Here is a 15,752-nt window from a genome sequence, read left to right as displayed (position 1 = left end):
TGATCCTACCGGTGGTCCAACTGCTTCGACAGCTCGGCAAAAAGCCTGTTGCCGTCGGTGTTCATCTGGACGAGATCGACGGCGACAGTGATGGCACGGCGTCCTTCGATGCTGTCGATGTCGAGTTTCCTCTCGCAGCACCATTGCCGAACAGTGTCGGTGACGATGGTTATTTCATCGTCGTTGAGTGAGATGAGCGACAGGAGCATCTTCGTACCCTCCACGAAGCGGCTAGAACACCTATGGTCTCTCAAACGGCGTCGCCGATGATCCGATGGCCGAGCGCGTGTATGTTACGCTCATTCCGCAGCAATACCAAAGCTATTTTGGCACCGTCTGGCGGCGCGTCCGGGAACGATTCAGACTGCGGCCGTCAGAGCGGTATCCGCCAGGATTGCTTCGGCTCGTCTATTTGGCCAACACGATATGGGTGGCGTGTTCGGTCGTCACATGCTCGGTGACGCGGAAGCCCAGAGCCGGGAGGTCGATGCCGTTGAACATCGATTCGCCCTTGCCGAGCACGACAGGCGAGATGGCGAAATGCAATTCGTCGATCAGGCCGGCCTGCAGATATTGGCGGACGGTGCTGACGCCGCCGCAGATTTTCACGTCCTTGCCGCCAGCCGCGGCCTTCGCCTTGGCAAGCGCTTCCTCGATGCCGCCGGTGACGAAGTGAAACGTCGTGCCGCCCTCCATGACGATGGGCTCGCGGGGATGATGCGTCAGGATAAAGGTCGGCGCGTGATATGGCGGGTTCGGCCCCCACCAGCCTTTCCAGGCGTCATCCGGCCAATCGCCGCGGATGGGGCCGAACATGTTGCGCCCGAGAATGAAGGCGCCGAAATCGGCCATGCCGCGGGCGGCATAATTTTCATCGACGCCTTCAGAACCGCCGTCCTTTCCGATCATCGCGCGGAAGGTGCGGGTGCGGAAAAACCATTCAAACAGTTCCGTTCCCCGCTTGCCCAGCGGATCGCTCAGGCTCTGCTCCGGCCCGGCGCCGAAACCATCCACGGAAAGGGAAAACGCTGCGACACGCACTTTGGTCATGCTTTCCTCCATCTGATTGCTGTTTGAAACTGGTTGCTTTGTCGCATAAGTGATCCTATATTGCAACCAGTTTTTCAAAGGAGAAAATTGGTGGATATCGAACTGCGGTCGGGCTGCCCGATCAACCTGACGATGGAAGTGCTGGGCGATCGGTGGAGCCTCATCATCATCAGGGACATCATGTTTGGCAACCGCCGTCATTTTCGCGAGCTTCTGACCCATTCGGAGGAGGGGATCGCCTCCAACATACTGGCCGCCCGGTTGAAGCGTCTGCTCTCGCTCGGATTCATCAGCAAGCGGGACGATCCGAGCCACAGCCAGAAAGCAATCTACAGCCTGACGGAGCCGGCGATCCAGCTCGTGCCCGTCTTCGCGATGATCGGCGCCTGGGGACGCCGCCATCTGCCGGTGAGCGAGGAACTGAGCATCCGCGCGCAGCTTCTTGAAGAAGGCGGACCGCCGCTTTGGGACGCGTTCATGGAGGATCTCCGGCAGATCCATATCGTCGATCCGATCGGCGGCGCCAATGGCACCTGCACCTCACCGGTGCTGGCGAAGCTGACGGCGGCATTCCTCGAGGTCCGCGCGAGATCGTCGGCGCAGGCGTCCTGACGCCGGCAGGCCCGATCAGCCACCGGCACCCTGATATTTGCCGGTGGCGTACCGCCAGTGAGCGATTGCCAGCAAGACCCAGATCGGCCCGGCCACAAGCGACACCGGCTCGGCCCAGCCCCCGAGGATCGGGATGGGCTTGCCGAGCAGGGCGCCGACGGGAACGGAACTGGTGAGGGCCAGCGGGACTGCGGTTATGAGGATGAGCTGTATGCCGCCAGGAAAAATATTGAGCGGGTAGCGGGTCAACTCCCAAAAGCCGAAGAAGATCGAGAACAAATGGTTGGACCGCACCCAGATCAGCGCGGTGGCGCCGATCATGGTGATGAGCGCACCCGTCAGCAGCGTTGCGCTGACAAGCGCAGCAATGAAGAATGACGCGGACCAGACCGACCAAACGAAGTCGACCGACAGAACTGCCCAGGCCATCAGCGCCGCCGCGAGGAGGATGTGACCGGTATAGCCGATATTGAGGCCGGAAAAGACCAGATAGGCCCAAGGGCTGAAAGGTTTTACCAGCAGCGTGTCGTAAGTGCCGAGCCGCACCAGTTCTTCGAGTTCGCGCAACTGCACGAAGCTCATCGCAGCGCCGAGCGAATAAGCCAGCAGTTGGAAGCTGAACAACAGCGCAAGCTCCGGCCAGGTCCAGCCGCCGAGCGTGTCGAAGCGGGCAAGCAGGATTCCGATGGTGGCGAAGACGCTGCCATAGGAGAGTATCTGTGCAAGACGGTCGAGCCAGAAAGCGCCGCGATATTCCATCTTGGAGCGGACGTGCATCCGCACCAGCAGCGGCAGGACGCGCAGGTGATGCATCAGCATGATCAACCTCCCTGCACGGTGATGCGGCTGGAGGCGCAGCGCCACAGCCAAAGGACGCCGGCGAGGAACAAGGCGGCCCAGCCGAGCCCCAGGCCGAGATGAAGCCAGATCTCGGGCGTGGAAAGCCTGCCGAGATAGACGGCATTGGGGTAATAGACGATCCAGGCAAAGGGCAGGTGGCGGGCAATCGTGGCCAGAGGTTCGGGGAAGAACCAGAAGGGCACCAGCACGCCTGAGAACAGTTGCAGCAGGGCGCCCAGGATCCAGTCCAGCGAGAAGCTCGTCATCAGCCAGAAAGCGACGAGGCCGAAAAGCGCTGATATCAGGAACAGCAGCGCAAAGGACAGCGCCCAGAAGGCGATGAACATCACGGCATGGAACAGGCTTGCGGGCGGCAGCATGCCGTAAAACAAGGCGGTGAAGGCGACGGTCGGGATGACCTGCGTTGCCAGGCGGTAGAGAAAGCTGCCGCATTCGTTGGCGAAGAGATAGAGAGGATAGGACAAGGGCTTGAGCAGCCAGATCGCGACATCGCCTGTTTTGAGCGACCGGCCGATCTCGCCGATGATCCTTTCTGGGCGGGTTGCGCCCATCACGGCGCCGCCGAGCAGGGCATAGGTCACCATCTGCTGCAGGGAGACCCCCTCGACCACGATTGCGCCGACGCCGGCATAGGCCGCCTGCCAGATGGCGACACGCGCAAAGACCTGCACGAGTTTGCCGAAGACGTTGGCCCATACTTCGTTGCGGTAGGCGAGTTGCGAATGGAACGAACTGCGCGCAAAGGCGAAATAGGCGCTCATGATGCCCGGGCCTTGGCATTGCTACGCTGGTCGGCGTTGCGGCGCTGGTAGAAGGTGCGGATGACCTCTTCGATGTCGGGCTCATGCAGCGCCACGTCCTTGAGGCCGCGCCCGCTGCCGACCTCCGACAGGATTGCGACCAGCGAGATGTCTTCACGCTCGATGAGATAGTTCTTGCGCAAGCCCTCGTCGCTGACGAGGGCCGCGGTGCGCAACGGCAGCGGTCCAGGGTCGCTGGCAAATTCAAGCGTCAGCCGCCGGGCAGAGCCCAATGCCGCACGCAGGCTCCTCAACTCGCCGTCGAAGATGAGCCTGCTATGATCGACCATGATCAGCCGCGGGCAGATGGTTTCGATATCCTGAAGGTCATGGGTGGTGAGAATGATGGTGACGCCGCGCTCGCGGTTGATCTCGGCGAGGAAGCGCCGCACCGCATCCTTGGCGACCACATCAAGCCCGATTGTGGGTTCGTCGAGAAAAAGGATCTTGGGATCGTGCAGCAGCGACATGACGATCTCGGCGCGCATGCGCTGGCCGAGGCTGAGCTGGCGCACCGCGCGGTCGAGAAAGGGCGTGAGATCGAGCAACTCGCTGAATCGCCGGAGATTGTCCGCGTAGCGGGCGGCTGGGATATCATAGATGCGCTGGTGCAAGGTAAAACTGTCGACCAGCGGCAGATCCCACCACAGCTGGCTGCGCTGGCCAAAAACAACTCCGATCTCGCGCGCATTGTCCATCCGTTTGAGATGCGGCGTGCGTCCGAGCACCGAGAGCGTGCCGGCACTCGGCACCAGAATGCCGGTCATCATTTTTATCATCGTGGATTTGCCGGCGCCATTGGGGCCGAGATAACCAACGGCCTCGCCTGCCGTGATGTCGAAACCAATGTCTGAAACGGCCAGAACTTCGGTATATTCGTTGGTCACCAACGTCTTCAGGGCGCCCAGCAGGCCCGGAAATCTCTTGTGCTGCCGGAAGCGTTTGCTGACGCCCCGTGCCTCGATCAAAGCCGTCATGTGTATTTCCTCGAGGGTAATTCCCGCCGATTCGGCAGCAGTACTCAGGCTAACGCGAGGCTTGGCTAGTTCAAGCAAAAGTCGCTTTTTTAGCGTTACTCAATCGATCCTAGCCTTTTGCGTTGACAGCCATGATCGATCGATTCCTGTTAGGGGCCATGAAGATTCTCGCCATATCCGGCAGCGCCCGGCGCAATTCCACCAATACATCAATGCTGCGGGCGGTGCGCGCCGTTGCGCCAGATGAGATCGAAATTGCGATCTTCGATGGCGTGGGAGGTTTGCCGGTATTTTCGCCCGATCTCGAGGGGGAATTTCTGCCGGCGGCGGTGCGGGATTTCATCGAGGTGATCGCTCAGAGCGACGGGGTGATCATTGCCAGCCCGGAATATGTGCGATCCATCCCCGGCGGGCTGAAGAATGCGATCGACTGGCTCGTATCGGGAGATGAGATCGTCCATAAGCCGATCGCGCTGCTGCACGCATCGCATCGCGGCGACGACATGCTGGCCGGTCTTCGCACGATCCTTGCGACCATCACCGACCGGTTCGCCGGCGATATTTTCCTCCGGCTTCCTCTGATGAAACTGGAGCCGGCCGATGTGCTCAGGACCGTCGAAACCGCGGAGAACCGTTTCAGGGTGCAAGCCTATCTTCAGGCGTTCTCGGCCTATTGCATGTCAGGCAGCGAGACCGCCTGAGGTTCGCTCGCTCGCACGCTCATCGCACCTCCATCAGGAGACCGCTCTCGAAGGCCGCCTTTTCGTGAAGCGTGTGCAGTATCACGAGGGGCGCTGCGAGCAGCGCGGCGAGGAGGAAGGCGGAAAGGAAGTGTCTCGTCAGGAGACGGAGGATAGGTCGGATCATCTTGATCTCCAGCTGCCGCGAATAATCTTTGTGCTGGACTTCAACAATTGCAGCAGCATGACCGGCTGCCTTGCAAGCTCCGCAATGCTGCCGCAACCCTTGTGGCGGACACAGGGGTGAGCGAGACAATGGACGGGCGATGCGGATACTGTTGATAGAAGACGAGAGGGAGCTGGCCGAGGCGCTGTCGGCGGCGCTCGGCAAACACGGGATCGTCACCGACCACACGATGCATCTGGCCGACGCGGTCGAGCTGACGCGGCAGAACCTCTACGATGCGATCCTGCTCGACCGGCGCCTGCCGGATGGCGAAGGGTTGCGCTTCATTCCGGAATTGAGGCGGACGGGGAAGGAGACGCCGATCATCGTGCTGACGGCGCTGAACGAGCCGAAGGAACGGGTGGAAGGCCTCGATCTCGGTGCCGACGACTACCTCGGCAAGCCGTTTCTGGTCGAGGAGCTGATGGCGCGGCTGCGCGCCGTGCTGCGCCGGCCGCCGAACCTGTCCGATCTCAAGATCGCGGCTGGGCGCATGGTGATCGATCCGCTGCATCTGAGCGTCACGGTCGGCGATACGCCGCTCGATCTGCCCCGGCGAGAACTTCTGGTGCTGGCCGCACTCGCAAGGCGTAAGGAGAAGACCGTGCTCCGCTCGACGCTGGAGGCGGCGGTCTACAATTATGAAGAGGAAATTCAGTCGAACGCCCTCGATGCCCACATATCGCGGCTTCGCAAACGGCTTTCCGACGCAGGAGCCGAGGTTTCGATCCACAATATCCGCGGTGTCGGATATCTGATGAAGGAAGAATGATGGGAGGGGCGGGAAACACCAATCCGTCGCTCTGGTGGCGGCTCAGCTGGCAGCTCAGCCTCGTCTTCGTCGGTGTGGTGACGGCTGTGGTTATCGGGCTCTGCTTCTACGGCGCGACGATCCTTTCTCCGAACGTTGCGCTGGAGGACCATATCACCGCCGCGTTGGCCCCGGCCGTTGCGCTCGATGCCGAAGGGCGGCTTGAAATAAGAGATACACCGGAGTTGGACGCGCTCAAGCAGCAGTATGACGGGCTTTGGTATGTTGCGGCGACGAAGAACGGTTCTTTCGTGTCCTACGGAACCATCCCTGCAGCCTACGGTGAGCTTGCGCACCTGACCTATCTGTTCGAAGGGGCTGATATCAGGGGATCGGCCGGCACGGACGAGATCGCCTCGGTCGAAAGCGTGGAGACCGCGATCGGCGAGCTACGGGTGCTGTTTGGCGGCGTCGCCGACAAGGGCTGGCCCGTTCTTACCCTTATGGGCGCTGTTTATCCGATCTACGTGCCGCTATTCGCCATTGCCTTGCCCGCGGTTTTTCTCGCCGTTCCCAGAATCGTCAGGCGCGGCCTGGCCAGTGTCAGCGAGGTTGCCCGCAAGGCGTCGGAGATCGAGCCTCGCCGCTACGATGCTCGCCTGCCTCTAGACGGCATCCCGAGGGAGGTCGCTCCGTTGGTGATCGCCTTCAACGAGGCGCTCGACCGACTGGAAAACGAGTTCCGCAAACGGCAACACTTCCTGATCGATGCGGCGCATGAACTGAGGACGCCGATCGCGATCATGCAGACCCGGATCGATGGAACGGCCGAGGGGCAGGACCGCAGGCGGTTGCTCGACGACGTCGCGCGTTTGGCCGAGACGGCGGAACAGTTGCTTGATTTCGAGCGCAACGACCAGGCGACCGATCTCCATGAGATCGTCGATCTGGTCGAAATCAGCCGCGGCGTCGTGGCCGATCTTGCGCCGCTGGCGATCGGCGCCGGCTATCAGATATCGTTTCAGAGCGAGGTCGAGAGCCTGAAATGCAAAGGGAGTCCCTCGGCGCTGCCGCGGGCCGTCAGCAACCTCGTGCGCAACGCCATCGACCATGGCGGCGGGAGCGGCATGATCACCGTTTCGGTCTCGGCTGCCGGCCGTGGACGGATCAGCGTCGCCGACGAGGGGCCCGGCATCCCGGCCGAGCACCGCGAACTGGTGTTCGAACCTTTCTACCGCGTCACCCCGAAGAGCAGGGGGGCAGGGCTCGGCCTCAGCCTCGTCAAGCAGATCTGCTTGAACCATGGCGGCGAGGTCAACATCGAAAGCAGTTCCGCCGGCACCGAGGTGACGATCCAGCTCGGATAGACCGGCTCTTCCGGCAGCCCATGTTGCCGGAGACGATGTAATGTTGCGGCAATTCTTGGACGCCACTTTCCCCTGAGTTCATCGGTGACGGAGGCCAGACAGCGTGCGCAGCAATCCATTCCTATTTTTCTTCCCGCAGGCCTCGAGAGGCTTGTCCCTCGCTCTGCCGCTGGCGCTCGTCATGGCCGCGACCGGGTGCAGCTCGGTGCCACTGAAAGAGGCAGGCACGCTCTCCTCCTACGGCAATCTCGGCGCGCCGAAGGGCAAGCTGTCGAAATCGCGCGTCTATGTCGATGGGACGCGCCTTGCCCCGGCAAAGACGGTGAGCATCGTGCCGACGACCTTCGCCTTCAGCGCTGCGACCCGCGTTAAATCGGACGCCGACCGGACGATGGTGGCGAATGCGCTGGACCGGGCGCTCTGCATTTCGCTCAGCGACAAATATCAGCTGGTCTCTGCCGGCCAGCCGGCGGATCTTACGATCCGCTCCGTCGTCACCGACATCGTGCCGACCAACAAGGCTATGGCGGGCGTTTCGACGGTCGTGACCGTCGGCACCGGTTTCGTGCTGCCCGTCGGCGTGCCGCGGCTGCCGGCGGGCCTCGGCGGACTGGCGGTAGAGGCGGAAGCTGTCGACAGCGGTGGCGTGCAGCGGGCGGCGATCGTCTGGTCGCGCGGGGCAAACTCGCTGCAGAACAACCCTCGCGTTTCCGAGGTCGGCGACGCCTATAGCCTGGCTTCGAAATTCAGCGGCGAGTTTTCCCGGATGCTGATCAAAGGCAAGGAGCCGAAGGGATTGGATATCTCGCTCCCATCGGGGCAACGGATGAAATCCTGGCTCGGCGGCAAACCAAAATACGCCGCCTGCGACGCCTTCGGCCGGCCGCCCGGATTGATGGGGGCGGTCGCCGCCAAATACGGCGCCCCGCCGCAATGGACCGAGAAGAAGCCGAAACCGGCCGCGACCTACTGAGACAATGCGCGGCGGCACCGACAGCCGCGGCGACCAGCACTCAGCCCGCCCCAGGCTGATGGGACGGACGGAGCAAAGGCGGGCAAGGCTTGTGCTCCGTCCGTCTGGAAATCCGTTGCGCATTTCATGTCAGCTGGCGGTTCCGGGCTTCAGCCAGAAATACAGTTTGATCTGATCGGCCCTGTCGGAGGAATGGGGGCCGCGCGTGAACAATTCGCCGCCATTGCGCTCGATCACGCGCCGCGAGGCGTCATTGTCCTCGTTGCAGAGGATGGTGAGGCGGTCGAGGCCTTCCTTGGCTGCGACGGCCAGCAGAAGGGTGAGGGCGGTCGTCGCGTGGCCGTTGCGCTGTTTCCACGGCACGACGGAATATCCGACATGGCCCGATACGTCGGGCGGCAGTTCCTCGGTGCCGGCATGAAAGCGCAGGCTGATGCTGCCGCAGAATTCGCCGTCCCAGATCCAGAACGGACGGATGATCAGCGGCCGCAGTCCGGATTCGGCGCGCCGGCTGCCAACAGCAATGAGATCGTCGAGAAAGCTTGATCTGTCGTGGCGCAGCCGCTGAAGCTCGCCGCGAACATAGGCTTCGTCGCCCGTGCGGCGCGGATTGGGAGACCAGCCGGCGGCGAGCGCCGCTTCGAAGCCCGACAGGTTTTCCAGATCCGGCGGTAGCAGGACGACGGCGTGCTTTGCTGTATCTCCAGATGGCATTTCGCACCTAAAGCGCGTCGCGATCTTTCAGATTCGCTCCTGACGCTTTAGCCTTTTATTCCGACGCATGTCGTTGTCGCAAAACCACACTTTTGCGCGACATGCTTTAGGTTCCTATCGCCTAACCAATCAAGCTTGGCCGCGCAGGCAAGCACGACCGACCGGCAATTGGAAGCCGTACAACGGGATTTCGGCCATCAAAAAGCCCCGCATCTTCATGCGAGGCTTGTTCTGATGGATAGACCGGACTAGCGGCACTGGCGGCGCGGGCCGTAATTCGGCTGGTAGGTATTGTCATAGGCGCGGTAGGACCGGTAGCGGCTATAGCAATACTCGGCATGCGAACTATAGCCGCTCGTGCGCGGTTGCGAAGCGATGATGCCGCCGAGGAGGGCGCCGGCGGCTAGGCCGCCGATGATGGCGCCGCTGTTGTCGTGGCGGCGATACCGGCGATCATAGCGGCGATCCCAGCGATCATCGCGGCGATTCCAGCCATAACGGTCATCACGGTCGTAGCGGCGGTCGCGGTAGCTGCGCCGGTCGCGGTCGCCATCGTTATCGCGGTCACGGTTGCGGTAGGATCTGCGGTTATCGCCGTCGCCCGAGCAGACGATGGAGTATGGGTTGCAGGCGACGGTCATGATCCGGGCATCGGTATTTTGAGGCGCCGGCTGCGCCGATTGCACCAAGCTCGGCACAAAAGCCGGGCCTGCCGAGGCCGGCATTCCGGAGAAAGCCGTCGCTATCGACAGAGCAATGATGCCGAATTTGTTCATTTCACTCACCTTGGGTCAATGGATGTATCGAGGGGATAACGCAGGGGAAGGCATTAAGTTTCATTTTGGCATGAGGAGGGATTAGGTATGTGCGTATCTGCTAACCTATCTTGCTTTTCACACATATAGAGTTGTGGGTGATAGGGAGCAAGGCGATTTGTGGCCGGGCGTGAGGTGAGAGTGGAGAGGGCAGCGAGGGAGTCGGTGTTGGAGGACCGTTGCGCTGGACATTGCCATTAGACTGCGACGATTATCAGAATAGCCTAACGATGTCCCTGGCAAGCCGCGCAACGGGCTTTCAGCCATCAAAAAAGCCCCGCATCTTCATGCGAGGCTTGTTCTGATAGATGGACCGGACTAGCGGCACTGGCGGCGCGGGCCGTAATTCGGCTGGTAGGTGTTGTCATAGGCGCGGTAGGACCGGTAGCGGCTATAGCAATAGTCGGCATGCGAACTATAGCCACTCGTGCGCGGCTGCGAAGCGATGATGCCGCCGAGGAGGGCGCCGGCTGCCAGGCCGCCGATGATGGCGCCGGTATTGTCATATCGATTGTCATATCGGCGATACCGGCGATCGTAGCGGCGATCCCAGCCATAGCGGTCGTCGCGGTAGTAGCGCCCGTCGCGATAGTGGTGGCGGTTGCGATACCACTTGCGACCATTGTTGAACTGACCCGGGCAGTTCGTGAAGTTGTTACAGCCGATGGTCATGACGCGGGCGTCAGTGTTTTGAGGCGCCGGCTGCGCCGACTGCACCGGGCTCGGCACGAAAACCGGACCTGCCGAGGCCGGCGTTCCGGAGAAGGCCGTCGCTATCGACAGGGCAATGATGGCGAATCTGTTCATTTCACTCACCTTGGGTCAACTAATCTATCGCGTGGGTAACGCAGCGGAAGGAAATAGGTTTCACTTTGATGGACGGGAGGAAATATGTGCGTCGGCGCTAACGCAGCAGGGCTGTTCTGCCAAGGCCCGACAGGCGGGTAGGTTCTGGAGCGGTTCAGCTTTCCATGGAACGCAGAACTGTTCTAACATCTTATTTTTGCACAATTCCTGACAACCGCTTCGCGCTTTGCCCGAGAAAACCGCTTCGCACTTTTCCTGGAATTGCTCTAAGCTGCCTTGTGGCGCTCCTGAGCAGCTGGAGGCCGAGCGCGCCCTCGATCCAGATTTTCATGCCGATCGAGAATGCCCGGATAGGATCCGACCTGAACGGCATCGCGCGCTGTCAGGCTCCCCTTCCGCCGGCCAGCAATCGAAGCTGGCTTTCGTCATGCACCCCTTGGCGATAGAGTTCGATGATGAGCGCGCCAAGTCGGTCGGCTGCCTCGCTTGATCTGTCGATATTGAGCCCGCTACAGAGGGCTTCGTGGACACGCCTGCACACATCCAGATCTTCGGAGGCGAGCGGTTCGTCACGCGTGCTGAACAGCTTGTCTGACATCGCAATCTGCCCTTTTTGGATGCCGTGAATCGCTATCGAGTAAAAAAAGATAATTTCGCGATCTTTGCTCCGCAAGATGGGCGAAGGTCCGAAATTCAAAACAATTCGGGGCGCACGCCGTAAGACGCAGGCGAGGGCGTCAGGGCATGGAGACGGACCGATCGGCGCGTCGGCTCAACGGATGGTGCGAGCGCGAGATCTACTCGGTTGCGGGTGCCTTGCCGCTTTGCTGCGACAGGCGCAGCTCTTTCAGCCGCTTGGTTTTCTCCCGGCGAGCCCGCTGCTCCGCCTCGATGGTTTCCTTGGCGGCTCGCTCGGTGTTTTCGAAACGATCCTGCCGGTAAGCCTTTGATGAGGGTTCACGTTCTCTTTTCATGGCCGCTAAACGCAAATCGGCGAAAACGGTTTCATGGGAAAATGCACAACTGGCCGTCAATCGATCGGCGTGGCCCGGCGTGAAAGCCATCATGGCAGCCGGGCGCCCTCATGGGCGCCCGGCACCATCAGGGATCAGCCTTTGATGAAGGCCAGGATGTCGGGATTGATGATGTCGGCATGGGTGGTGCACATGCCGTGCGGGAATTTCTCGTAGACCTTCAACGTGGCATTCTGCAGCAGCTTGGCCGAGAGCAGGGCGGAGTCGGCGATCGGCACGATCTGGTCGTCGTCGCCGTGCATGACGAAGGTCGGCACGGTGATGATCTTCAGGTCTTCGGTGAAGTCGGTTTCCGAAAAGGCCTTGATGCCGTCGTAATGCGCCTTGGCGCCGCCGATCATGCCCTGGCGCCACCAATTGTTGATGACCGGCTCCGACACTTTCGCACCCGGCCGGTTGAAGCTGTAGAACGGGCCGGCCGGCAGGTCGTGATAGAATTGCGAACGATTGGCGGCGAGCTGCCTGCGCAGATCGTCGAAGACCTCGATCGGCAAGCCGCCGGGATTGGCATCCGTTTTCACCATGATGGGCGGCACGGCGCCGATGATGACGAGCTTGGCGACGCGGCCCCGAGGCTGGCCATGGCGGGCGACATAATGGGTCGCTTCGCCGCCGCCGGTAGAGTGGCCGATATGGACGGCATTCCTGAGATCGAGATGTTCGACGACGGCCGCGGCATCGGCGGCGTAGTGATCCATGTCGTGACCGTCGCCGACCTGGGTGGAGCGGCCGTGGCCTCGACGGTCATGGGCAACGACGCGATAGCCCTTCTCAAGGAAGAACAGCATCTGGGAATCCCAATCGTCGGAGCACAGCGGCCAGCCATGATGGAACATGATCGGCTGGGCGGCCTTCGGCCCCCAATCCTTGTAGAAGATCTCGACGCCGTCCTTGGTGGTGACTGTGCTCATCTTTGGCTCCGTTGGTTGGGTTGGATTGGATGAATGCGGGCAGAAATTTGCGCCGTTGCCGGCGGAATTGACAAGGCCATAGGCAAGACTACCCGGGACCAGGTTGGAATATGTTGATCTCGTCATCAAGCTGTTCTTTGTATTCAATTGACATAACAGAATTTTATATTGGAAGAGGCTTCTTCGCGCCGCGGCCTGCGCGTCCCAGGATGAGGACCTTGGAGGATGCCGTAGCCCCCGACGATGAGGGCACACCGGTCGCCCGACGATAAGGGCACACCGGTCGCACGACGGCACGTCCCCCGACGCCCGCATGGCTGCCCCGCGGCTGGCGCTCACTTGAACGCGGATCGAGGCCCAACCATCTAATCCTCATACAACAGCACAATGGCGAACCGTCGCAACCGCGACCGCTTCGCCGGCGGCGGGACGATCGTTACCGCCGCTTGAGGATCACATCATGGGTTATATGGACAAGAACATAGCGCCTCAGAATGACGGGGCGCTGATCGATGCCTATTCGCAATCGATCGCAGCTGCAGTCGACATCGTCGGGCCAGCCGTCAGCCGGATCGAGAGGGTGGGTGGCCGGCAGGGGCACGGGTCGGGCTTCGCCGTCTCGCCCGACGGCCTGATCATCACCAACAGTCATGTCGTTGACGATGCCAAGGGCGTTCGCATCACCACGCCCGATGGCTTCGTCACCGAGGGCCGGGTGCTCGGCCGCGATGTCGATACGGATATCGCCCTCATTCGCGCCAATACGAGTACCGGCGCCTGGGCGAAGCTCGGAGATTCCCAGCGCTTGCGCCGGGGCCACATCGCCATCGCGATCGGAAACCCGCTCGGCTTCGAATGGACGGTTACTGCCGGTATCGTCTCGGCGCTCGGGCGGTCGATGCGGGCAGCCAGCGGCCGGCTGATGGAAGACGTCATCCAGACCGATGCGGCCCTCAATCCCGGCAACTCCGGCGGGCCGCTGGTGTCTTCGGGCGGGGAGGTCATCGGCGTCAATACCGCGGTGATCCAGGGCGCGCAGAGCATCGCCTTTGCCGTGGCATCGAATACGGCCAATTTCGTCGTTTCGGAGATTCTCCGCTACGGCCAGGTCAGGCGTGCCTTCATCGGCATTTCAGGTGACACGATCGTACTGCCGCGCCGGGTGGCGCTTGCGGCGGGCACGGTGCAGACGACCTCGGTTCGCATCCGCCGCGTCGAGCCGGAGGGCCCGGCGGCAAAAGGCGGACTGCAGGAGGGCGATTATATCCTCGCCATCGACGGCAGTCCGGTCGGCGGCGTCGACGATATCGTCCGATTGATGGACGGCAGCAGGATCGGCAGGGAAACTTACATCCTGGTGTTTTCGGTGGCGGGACGGATCGAAAAGAAGATGCTGCTGCCGATGGCCCGATCGTGACACTACTGCGTCAGGCGCTGACCGCCTCCTGATCCGTCCCCGAAAAATCCACCGCCGCAAAGGCGGCCGCCAGCACCTCCGGCCCGGCGCCGCTTTTGGCCGCGTCGGTCGAGAGGATCTGGCGGTAGCGCCTCGCGCCCGGTAGGCCGGTAAAGAGGCCGACCATGTGGCGGGCCACGTGCTGCAGCCGGCCGCCGCTGGCGATGTGGCGTTCGGCATAGGCCATCATCCGGCCGCAGAGCGCCTCCCAGTCCGGCTCGGCCGCAGGCGCACCGAAGAAGCGCTGGTCGATATCGGCAAGGATCGCGGCATTCTGATAGGCGGCGCGGCCGAGCATGACGCCGTCGACATGTTCAAGATGTGCGGCGGCTTCATCAAGCGTGCGGATGCCGCCATTGATGCCGATGAAGACATCGGGCCAGCGCTGTTTCATCCGGTAGACGATCTCATAATCGAGCGGCGGGATCTCGCGATTTTCCTTCGGGCTCAGGCCCTTCAGCCAGGCCTTGCGGGCATGGATCCAGATCGCGTCGGCGCCGGCATCGAGAACGCGGGTGATCAGCTCCGGCAGCGCCTGTTCCGGCTCCTGCTCGTCGACGCCGATCCGGCATTTCACCGTCACCGGCACGGTCGCAACCCTCTTCATCGCCGCGATGCATTCGGCCACCGTTTCCGGCGTCAGCATCAGGCAGGCGCCGAAGGTGCCGGACTGCACGCGGTCGGAGGGGCAGCCGACATTGAGGTTGATCTCGTCATAGCCATAGGGTTCGGCGATCTTCACCGCGTCGGCAAGCTTGACCGGGTCCGATCCGCCAAGCTGCAGCGCCAGTGGATGCTCGGCGGCGTCATGACCGAGCAGCCGGTCGCGCGGGCCGTGGATTATCGCATCGGCCACCACCATCTCGGTATAGAGCAGCGCTTCGCGACTGATCTGGCGGTGGAAATAACGGCAATGCCGATCCGTCCAGTCGATCATCGGGGCGACCGCAAAAATGGGCCTCTTCTGCGTCATCGACGTTCCATTGTTCGTTGTTCTCTGGGTGCCGCAATGCGGCATCGCACCGCCGCAGGGGCGGGATCATCCATAAGCGCGCATATAACACTTGCCGATGCGATCGACAAACGGCGGCCGCGCTGCAAACAAAAACGGCGCCCCCTGCGGAGCGCCGTTCATCCCGCGTGAGCGGAAGTCTGACTTACGAAGCCGAGATGTTGACAGCCTTCGGGCCCTTGCCCATGCGGTCCGGCTCGGTGTCGAAGGTAACCTGCTGGCCTTCGCGCAGCGACTGAATGCCAGAAGCCTGCAGCGCAGAGATATGGACGAAAACGTCCTTAGCGCCGCCGTCCGGCGTGATGAAACCAAAACCCTTGTCCTGGTTGAAGAATTTTACGGTGCCCTTGGTGGCCATTGGGATCGTCCTTTTCCCTTAGTCTGTGTAGTATCCGCGCCCCCGAGAGGAAGCGGACGGCTTTAGCTTTCGCCCCGATCGATTGGGACGAAGGGTCAGTCGGAGAAGTCACGTACGGGGAAAGAACGTCTACGTAGGCGGGTAGTCCCGCGCCGCCTTCCATAACGGAAGGGATTACCACATCAGTCCAGTCACCGGCATGCAAATGCCCGAGTAAGTGAATTGGTGCCAGCTTTTCGGGCAAAAAGCAAGCGGGATTATTGTGGCATGTCCCTTATCGTGACGGGAAATGCCGAAGATTCAGATACTTGACCGTGGGTTAACGGATCCTTGCACGGCTGTGCCATA

General features: G+C 61.6%; 20 protein-coding genes. 6 read left to right on the top strand and 14 right to left on the bottom strand.

Features of this window, described 5'->3' with window-relative positions; translation table 11 throughout:
- Positions 1-5: 5 nt before the first annotated feature.
- Entirely contained in the window at positions 6-209 is a 204-nt protein-coding gene (locus FHT79_RS05690; RefSeq protein WP_028756389.1) for a hypothetical protein, read from the bottom strand.
- Between the two features lie 199 nt (positions 210-408).
- Positions 409-1,050: a dihydrofolate reductase family protein gene (locus FHT79_RS05685; RefSeq protein ID WP_028758904.1), complete on the bottom strand. Its 642-nt coding sequence runs from the start codon at positions 1,048-1,050 to the stop codon at positions 409-411.
- A gap of 90 nt (positions 1,051-1,140) precedes the next feature.
- On the opposite strand from FHT79_RS05685, the gene FHT79_RS05680 reads away from it, so the two are divergent.
- Positions 1,141-1,662, top strand: a complete 522-nt coding sequence (locus tag FHT79_RS05680; protein WP_028827836.1) for a helix-turn-helix domain-containing protein — start codon at positions 1,141-1,143, stop codon at positions 1,660-1,662.
- A 15-nt stretch (positions 1,663-1,677) separates the two neighbouring features.
- Here FHT79_RS05680 and FHT79_RS05675 read toward each other — a convergent pair whose 3' ends face one another.
- From FHT79_RS05675 to FHT79_RS05665, 3 genes are read right to left on the bottom strand one after another with little or no spacing between them, the layout of a single operon-like run.
- A complete protein-coding gene (locus tag FHT79_RS05675) occupies positions 1,678-2,481 on the bottom strand; it encodes an ABC-2 family transporter protein (RefSeq protein ID WP_047614029.1) in 804 nt (267 codons plus the stop codon).
- Positions 2,482-2,483: 2 nt separating this feature from the next.
- Entirely contained in the window at positions 2,484-3,284 is an 801-nt protein-coding gene (locus FHT79_RS05670; RefSeq protein ID WP_028759028.1) for an ABC-2 family transporter protein, read from the bottom strand.
- Entirely contained in the window at positions 3,281-4,300 is a 1,020-nt protein-coding gene (locus FHT79_RS05665) for an ATP-binding cassette domain-containing protein (protein WP_028756070.1), read from the bottom strand. Before FHT79_RS05665 ends, FHT79_RS05670 begins: the two co-directional genes overlap by 4 nt.
- Before the next feature lie 158 nt (positions 4,301-4,458).
- Between FHT79_RS05665 and FHT79_RS05660 the strand changes: the two genes are divergently transcribed.
- Entirely contained in the window at positions 4,459-5,001 is a 543-nt protein-coding gene (locus FHT79_RS05660; RefSeq protein ID WP_028756071.1) for an NADPH-dependent FMN reductase, read from the top strand.
- 19 nt (positions 5,002-5,020) lie between these two features.
- Here the strand turns inward: FHT79_RS05660 and FHT79_RS05655 are convergent, their stop codons facing one another.
- Entirely contained in the window at positions 5,021-5,167 is a 147-nt protein-coding gene (locus FHT79_RS05655) for a hypothetical protein (protein ID WP_164735916.1), read from the bottom strand.
- 139 nt (positions 5,168-5,306) lie between these two features.
- Here FHT79_RS05655 and FHT79_RS05650 point away from each other — a divergent pair, with 139 nt between their 5' ends.
- The 3 genes from FHT79_RS05650 to FHT79_RS05640 all read left to right on the top strand — a co-directional run bounded on the left by FHT79_RS05650 (position 5,307) and on the right by FHT79_RS05640 (position 8,297).
- Complete coding sequence (locus tag FHT79_RS05650; protein ID WP_028756072.1) at positions 5,307-5,978, top strand: response regulator transcription factor; 672 nt, start codon at positions 5,307-5,309, stop codon at positions 5,976-5,978.
- Positions 5,978-7,324 carry a HAMP domain-containing sensor histidine kinase gene (locus FHT79_RS05645; protein ID WP_183903042.1) on the top strand — a complete coding sequence of 449 codons (1,347 nt, stop codon included), beginning with the start codon at positions 5,978-5,980 and terminating at the stop codon, positions 7,322-7,324. Before FHT79_RS05650 ends, FHT79_RS05645 begins: the two co-directional genes overlap by 1 nt.
- Before the next feature lie 151 nt (positions 7,325-7,475).
- The gene (locus FHT79_RS05640) at positions 7,476-8,297 is read left to right on the top strand and encodes a DUF3313 domain-containing protein (RefSeq protein WP_206114819.1); all 822 of its coding nucleotides are present in this window, start codon (positions 7,476-7,478) and stop codon (positions 8,295-8,297) included.
- A gap of 129 nt (positions 8,298-8,426) precedes the next feature.
- On the opposite strand, the gene FHT79_RS05635 is transcribed toward FHT79_RS05640, so the two are convergent.
- The 6 genes from FHT79_RS05635 to FHT79_RS05610 form a co-directional block, all read right to left on the bottom strand.
- Positions 8,427-9,011: a GNAT family N-acetyltransferase gene (locus FHT79_RS05635; protein WP_183903041.1), complete on the bottom strand. Its 585-nt coding sequence runs from the start codon at positions 9,009-9,011 to the stop codon at positions 8,427-8,429.
- A 248-nt stretch (positions 9,012-9,259) separates the two neighbouring features.
- The gene (locus tag FHT79_RS05630; protein WP_028756080.1) at positions 9,260-9,787 is read right to left on the bottom strand and encodes a BA14K family protein; all 528 of its coding nucleotides are present in this window, start codon (positions 9,785-9,787) and stop codon (positions 9,260-9,262) included.
- A gap of 357 nt (positions 9,788-10,144) precedes the next feature.
- Complete coding sequence (locus FHT79_RS05625) at positions 10,145-10,633, bottom strand: BA14K family protein (RefSeq protein WP_028756079.1); 489 nt, start codon at positions 10,631-10,633, stop codon at positions 10,145-10,147.
- 382 nt (positions 10,634-11,015) lie between these two features.
- Entirely contained in the window at positions 11,016-11,231 is a 216-nt protein-coding gene (locus FHT79_RS05620; RefSeq protein WP_028756077.1) for a hypothetical protein, read from the bottom strand.
- A gap of 199 nt (positions 11,232-11,430) precedes the next feature.
- Positions 11,431-11,700: a hypothetical protein gene (locus tag FHT79_RS05615; protein ID WP_246713932.1), complete on the bottom strand. Its 270-nt coding sequence runs from the start codon at positions 11,698-11,700 to the stop codon at positions 11,431-11,433.
- Between the two features lie 41 nt (positions 11,701-11,741).
- Positions 11,742-12,578: an alpha/beta hydrolase gene (locus FHT79_RS05610; protein ID WP_028756076.1), complete on the bottom strand. Its 837-nt coding sequence runs from the start codon at positions 12,576-12,578 to the stop codon at positions 11,742-11,744.
- 460 nt (positions 12,579-13,038) lie between these two features.
- Between FHT79_RS05610 and FHT79_RS05605 the strand changes: the two genes are divergently transcribed.
- The gene (locus FHT79_RS05605; protein WP_028756075.1) at positions 13,039-13,995 is read left to right on the top strand and encodes a trypsin-like peptidase domain-containing protein; all 957 of its coding nucleotides are present in this window, start codon (positions 13,039-13,041) and stop codon (positions 13,993-13,995) included.
- A gap of 10 nt (positions 13,996-14,005) precedes the next feature.
- Here FHT79_RS05605 and dusA read toward each other — a convergent pair whose 3' ends face one another.
- Together dusA and FHT79_RS05595 are read right to left on the bottom strand one after the other, a co-directional pair.
- A complete protein-coding gene (gene dusA / locus FHT79_RS05600; protein WP_028756074.1) occupies positions 14,006-15,007 on the bottom strand; it encodes a tRNA dihydrouridine(20/20a) synthase DusA in 1,002 nt (333 codons plus the stop codon).
- A 184-nt stretch (positions 15,008-15,191) separates the two neighbouring features.
- A complete protein-coding gene (locus FHT79_RS05595) occupies positions 15,192-15,404 on the bottom strand; it encodes a cold-shock protein (protein WP_003540801.1) in 213 nt (70 codons plus the stop codon).
- Positions 15,405-15,752: the final 348 nt, after the last annotated feature.

The sequence above is a fragment of the Rhizobium sp. BK212 genome (genome assembly GCF_014197475.1).
GTDB classification, from domain to species: domain Bacteria; phylum Pseudomonadota; class Alphaproteobacteria; order Rhizobiales; family Rhizobiaceae; genus Rhizobium; species Rhizobium anhuiense.
Note: the sequence above shows the minus strand (reverse complement) of the source record. Positions and strands in the feature narration are given on the sequence as shown.